The organism is Streptomyces sp. NPDC051662, from assembly GCF_040681655.1.
Taxonomy (GTDB): Bacteria; Actinomycetota; Actinomycetes; order Streptomycetales; family Streptomycetaceae; genus Streptomyces.
The window spans coordinates 474,789-480,902 of record NZ_JBFAZD010000003.1; the positions used below are offsets into that span (position 1 = coordinate 474,789).

Annotated in this window: 2 protein-coding genes; both read left to right on the forward strand. The window is 71.9% G+C overall.

Features of this window, described 5'->3' with window-relative positions; translation table 11 throughout:
- Nucleotides 1-163: 163 nt before the first annotated feature.
- Nucleotides 164-1,015 (forward strand): serine/threonine-protein kinase, encoded by an 852-nt coding sequence (locus tag AB0M67_RS07485; protein ID WP_365743627.1) that lies wholly within the window; start codon nucleotides 164-166, stop codon nucleotides 1,013-1,015.
- A gap of 1 nt (nucleotide 1,016) precedes the next feature.
- On the forward strand, nucleotides 1,017-4,559 hold the full coding sequence (locus tag AB0M67_RS07490) for a serine/threonine-protein kinase (protein WP_365743629.1): 3,543 nt from the start codon (nucleotides 1,017-1,019) through the stop codon (nucleotides 4,557-4,559).
- Nucleotides 4,560-6,114: the final 1,555 nt, after the last annotated feature.

Below are 6,114 nucleotides of genomic sequence, written 5' to 3' on the forward strand. Positions count from 1 at the left end.
TGGGGGCGACGGCGTGCCTACGACCAGGGTGTCCATGATCCCCACCACGGTGTCCGTCCGATCGAGTGCGCCGGGAGCGAGTCCACGTGCCCGAAGTCCCCTCCGAGTAGTCTGAGTTCACCAGCGGCCGGGGTGGGCCGGGCGCGCGGGGGAGGGATGCCGGGTGCGGTTCGGGGCATGGGTTGTGGAGGGGGAACTGGGGCGCGGCGGCATGGGCGTCGTGTACGCGGCCGTTCACAGGGAGAGTGGGGAGCGCCGCGCTCTCAAGGTCATACACGCGCCCGCCGGGGCCGGCGACGAGGTGGCCCGCTTCTCCCGTGAGGTGCGTGTCTGTATGGCGCTGCGTCACCCGCACGTGGTGCGCGTGATGGGGGTGGAGCGTACCGAAGCGGAGAACGGCGCCTCGCCGGCAGAGGCTGAACCGTGCTGCCTCGTCCTGGAGTTGTGCGAGGGCGGCAGTCTCGCCGACCGGGTGCGCCGCGACGGACCGCTTCCGGCACGCCGGGCCCTGGACCTCTTCGACGGTGTGCTGGCCGGGCTCGGCCACGTTCACCAGGAGCACGGCTTCGTCCATCGCGACATCAAGCCCCACAACATCCTGTTGGCTTCCGGCCCCGACGGCCGGACCACGGCGAAGCTCGCCGACTTCGGTCTGGCCAAGGCATACGACAGCGCCGGACTCAGCGGGCTGACCCGCACCGGTGAGGTCATGGGCACCCCCGCCTTCATGCCGAGAGCCCAGCTCATCAACTACAAGTACGCGACCCCCGAGGTCGACGTGTGGTCCATGGCCGCCTCTCTCTACCACGTACTCACCGGCTTCCTGCCCCGTGATCTTCCGCCGGGCCGGGACCCCTGGCTGGCGGTCGCGACCAGCCCCGTCGTGCCCATCGGCAAGCGCGGGGTCAGCTTACGGCCGGGGCTGGGCGAGGTACTCGACCACGCGCTCAGCGATGAACCCGACGGGGGCTTCCGGACCGCCGAGGCGCTGCGTGCCGCGCTCAACGGGAGCTGAGATGGAAGCGGGCGGTTCATTCCTGGCGGAGTTCACGGTGGAAAGGCCGCTGGGCAGCGGCGGGTTCGCCGGTGTCGTACTGGTCCGTTCGCGTCGTACCGGCGAGCGGTACGCGGTCAAGCGCCTGCACAGCGCCGATCCGACGCACCAGGCGAGGCTCCTCGCCGAGGTGCAGCGCTGGATCGACCTGTCGGCCCACCCGCATATCGCACCCTGCCGGTTCTCCCGCAACCTCGGCGACGAGGTCGTCGTCTTCAGCGAGTACGTTCCCGGCGGCTCGCTGGCCGACCGGATCCGCTCCGGGGCGCTGTACGAGGGCGGTGAACGTGCCGCGCTGCGTCGCGTCCTGTCAGCCGCGGCCCAGTCCGCCTGGGGGCTCGCGGCCGCGCACGAGAGCGGGTTGCTGCACCTGGACGTCAAGCCCGCGAACCTGCTGGTCGACGACGTCGGTACGGTACGGCTCACCGACTTCGGGCTGGCCGTGGCGCCCGGCTGGGGTGACGAGAAGCGTCTGCAACTCGAAGCGGTGATCCAGTACATCAGCGCGGTGCCGGACACCGGCGACGAGGAGCGCGAGCTCATGCGCAGCATCCTGCGCCAGGAGCTGCACCCGCCCCGTCCCGGCTCCGAGGTCTCCCTCCAGGTCTCGGGCGCCGCCGCCGGCACACCCGCGTACGCGTCGCCCGAACAGGCCGAGGGGCGGCGGGTCGGTGTCCCGGCGGACGTGTGGAGCTGGGCGGTGACCGTCCTGGAACTGCTGGTGGGCGAGCGTACCTGGCCCGCGGGAACCGTCGCCGGCCTGGTGCTGCACGCCGCCCGGACACGGCCCCTGACCCCGAGGTCGCTACGGATACCGCCCGCGCTGGCCGACCTGCTGGAGCGCTGCTTCCGCAAGGAACCCGGCGAACGCCCCTACCCTCTCGGCGAGATCGCCGAGGCCGTCGTGCGGATCGGGGAGCAGGAGACCGGTGAGCCGGTCGCGGTGGCACCACCTCCCGCGGCCTCGACCGCGTCAGGCGGGAGGACGCAGCGGTACGAGCGGCGCGCCCCCGGCGGGGGATCATGGCGCGACCCACGCTCACTGCTGCACTACGCCTACCGCACCGCGGGCCTCGACGAGCGGGACGCGGTGGGTTTCTGGCCGCTCGACGTCGGCGGCCCGCGCGCCCAGTTCCTCGGTGACCTGCGCGCGCTGCGGGAGGCCCGGCGAGTGCTCGACGGCCTGCCCCGGCAGCGGCGGGACACCCCGGAAACCACGTACGCGCGCGGCCGTTGCGCGGCGGAGACCGGCCGGGTCCTCGAAGCGCTCGGCGACAGCGACGGCGCACTCGCGCACTACCGCACGGCCGCCGACCTCATCGGCCATCTGGCAGACGACCACCTCGATCTGCTGTCGGTCGTCCTCGGCTCTCTGTGCCGCCTCCAGCGCCGCGCCGGTGACCTGGCCGCCGCCCTCGAAACCGCCGAGCGCTCCGTTGCCCTGGCACGGAGCCTGCCGGGCGGGCCGGGCGACCGGAACATCCTGGGCCATGCGCTGCTGCTGGAAGCGAACGTCCTGGTCGACCGGGGCAAACAGGGCGCCGGGCGGCGTCAAGAAGTCCTGACGGCACGGGCTGTCGAACTGTACGAGACCTCCGTCGAGGAGTTCACGGGATCCGACGACCCGCTCGACGTCGTACCCGCCCTGATGAACCACGCGGCGGTCGAGGAAGCGCGCGGCGACAAGCGACGCGCCGACGAGCTGTGGCGGAGGGCCGACACACTGCTGAACCGGCGCCTCGACCGCGCGCCGGCCGACCGGCACGCTCGTGAGCTGCGTGCCGCCGTCGCCGTCCAGCGCGCGCGAGGAGGAGCGGCGGGGCACGCGGCCGAGGCCGTAGGGGTGCTTGCCGCCATGGTGCGCGACGAGGGCATCCACCTCCTGGCCGGACGCCTGGGCGAGGCGCTGATCCTGCGCGGCCGGGACGAGGAGGCGGCCGGCCGGGTGCATGTCGCGCGCGACAGTTACGCCGAAGCCGTGCGCCACCTCCAGCAGGCCGTGCTCCTGGCAGGTGACGCCGCCGACGCGGACCAGCTGGCCAGGGCCCACGACAACCTGGCCAATCTCATCGGGATCCTGGAGGATCCGGTGCGCGGCCTGGAACACGCGCGCACCTCGCTCGACCTGTGGCGCCGGCTCACCGAAATGGACGGACTGGCCGCCTGGGGCCACAGGTTCGTCCACGCGCTGTCCAAGCTCGCCCACATCGCACTGGACGCCGATGAGCCCGAGGAGGCCGAGCGGTATCTCACCGGGGCGCTGGAGACCCTCGCCGCGCCCGAGTACGCCGACAACGCGCCCGTGCCCGACCCGGAGGCGGCGGCCGTCCACCGCTCGCGGGCCGTGTGGCTGCGGCGCGCCGGCCGGCCGCGGGAAGCGCTGGAAGCATGCGGCCGGGCCCTCGACTCGCTGCGCGCGTCCGACGGCACAGCGGATGAAGTCGACCCGGCCCTACGACCGGGGACGGCCGGCCTGTACGTGCTGACCCTGGAGACCCTGTCCGGGGCATACGGCGACCTCGGCTCGTATGAACGGGCCCTGCACGCACAGGAGGCCGCGCACGCCGCGCTCACTCGGTCGCCGGGCACCCACGCTCCCTCGGCGACCCTCGCACAGAGCGCCCAGCGTCGGGCCAACTCCCGGATGCTGTACGGCATGCACGGCGAGGCGGCCGAGGCCGCGCGCGACGCCGTCGGCCAGTACTCCGCGCTGATCGCCCAGAGCCGGGGCGACCTCGCCGCGGAAGCCTCACGCGTGACCGGCACGCTCGCGACAGCGCTGCTCTGCCTCGGCGACATCGAAGGCGCCGAGCGCGCGCTGGAGCAGACGTTGTCCCAGCACGGCGGCCTGACCACCGACGATCCGGCGCTCGGCCGCGCCGCACGCTCCACGACCCGGTGGCTGCCCGACTCGCCCGAGCCCGTACACCGCAGAGGCGGCGACGTGCACGCCTTCGTGTTCGAGGCGCTGAGCGGCCAGCACCGGGAGCTGCGCTCGCTGCTCGCCATCACGCCCGCGAGTCTTCCCGCCCAACTCGCCGCACTCGACGGTGACATGCGCTCGGCGTTCGACATCGGGGCCCAGGGAGCGCGACGTGACGCCTCCCTGCTGCTTGAGCAGCTCGTGGGCAAACTCAGCTGGCTCACCGCCAGGCATCCCGGTGCGAGCGCCGAGCAACTGTGCGGGGAGGCCGCGCTCCGGCTCGGCACGTTCGCCATGATGTGCGGTCGTGACGCGGCGGCCGTACGCGGCTTCGCTCGGGGGATCGCGGCCTACCGCACCCTGGTGGTCGAGTACGGGCGGCGTGACCTCGTCGACCGGTATCTGCGGGCACTGTCGGCACCGGTCATGCTGTACGGCGTGCTCGGGGACACGGCTGCGGTGAGTGCCGCGCTGCGCGAACTCCATGAGCACGCACGGCGCCATGACCGCCGCAATGCCGCCCGCTGGGTCGAACAAGCCCGGGCCTCCATCGCGGACTTCGGGATGACAGGCCCCCGCTAGGACGTGTGGCGAACGTCTCGCCCGGCTCCCGGGGTGCCCGGCTCTGGGCTGCCGGGCACCGCGACAGCCGGACGGGTGCCGATCGGCACCGTCCGCCGACTCCAGGACGCCACGACAGACGCGCGGGAGCCGCCGCGCGTCCACGACGATCCGGTGAACACTCGGGCGCCGCAGGATGGCGCCCATGGCCGGATGGAGTCGCCGCACTCTCCGTCGCCGACGTCGTGGCCCCCGCCACCTCTTCGTTGTGTTCAGCCGCTCCCTCGCGGCGTGTGGGCGGGAAAACCCGTCTCGCGGAGGCCAGTGGGCCCCAACAGCGCGTCGTATCAGCCATCGACGCCCCCTACGACGGGGTGCGTCGCCTCGGAGTGAGTGACAACGACGTAACGAGCGCGCATGGGCGCGTAACCTCCTGGATTCCGTCCCGCCGCCGGACCGGGCGCGCCCGGGTCCGCACGGGACCACGACGCCCGTGGTGGTGTCGCGGGTTGTTGGGTTGTGGGCCCAATGGGGTGTGCCGGACAGGCGAGATGAACCGCGGCGAGCGGGAACGGACCCAAGCGGGCAGCAAACGGAGCGCCGGGGGCGGTGAAACGGGCACGATGCGCCCGTGGAGGCTCACTCCCTGGACACGGTGTGCGGAGTGTCGAACGGGCCGGCGTCAGGTGTCGCGGACGCGGGCGACGCGAAGCAATGCCAGGTAGCGGGGCTTCGATCATTCGCGGTGGCATATGCGTAGGCGTATTCGCCACGCGTGGCGGCGGGTCCTGCGCACCGGTAGGGACGTGATATTTCGCTTCCCATAACCACAAGCGAAGAGGCTGGTGCGGGCAACGCCCATTCCGATAGTCTGGACCAGGTACGGAACCGCAGGGCATCGTATTCATGGTGACTTTGCGCGAATTCACCCGCGTGTGCAATCGGGCTTCCCGCAGTGCCTTTCCTTTGGCCCTCCGTATCGAGCCCCATGCCCAGAAGTGCGCGGTACAGGTTCCGGTTACTTTCAGGCGCTCGCTTCGGGGCTTCCGTGTGGATATCGGGTCGGGCTGTTGACTGCGCCCACGGTGTTCCGGCCGTCCTGTGATACGTGGATCCATCTCGCGCGAACCTCGATCTCGACTTGCGTTTCGTCGCGGTAAACGGCGCGTTATGGAAATGCGTTTCCAGGTTCTTCGTCGGCTATTCAGACGCCCCCCACGGCATGACCTCACCGGTCACCCCACCGGTCACCTCGCCGTCATGGCCCACCGCTGGGGCCGCCGTGATGAGTGGCGTGACAGTCGTCCGGCCGGTTGCTGAGGCCGGCCCGCCCAAGCCCGTGGCTCACCCCCTGACCAGCAGCCGAGCGCTGTTCTTCCTGGGCGCGCGGATTCATTCAGGCCATTGCCGTCGTGGTTTTCGCCATCCAGCTCGCGGCGGGGCTCCCTTTCGGCCGACCAGGCATCGAGTTCCGGCCGGGTTTCGTCGCCGCCGTACGAGCACCGCTGTCCAGCCGGCCCGCTCTCGTGCCCTGGCCCGCGTTCACCGGTGCTCCCGGCGTCGGCGCCCGGTCTCC

Bases quoted from the DNA above. Each gene is read 5' to 3' on its own strand.
- AB0M67_RS07490 (WP_365743629.1), top strand. From the start codon at position 1,017: ATGGAAGCGGGCGGTTCATTCCTGGCGGAGTTCACGGTGGAAAGGCCG.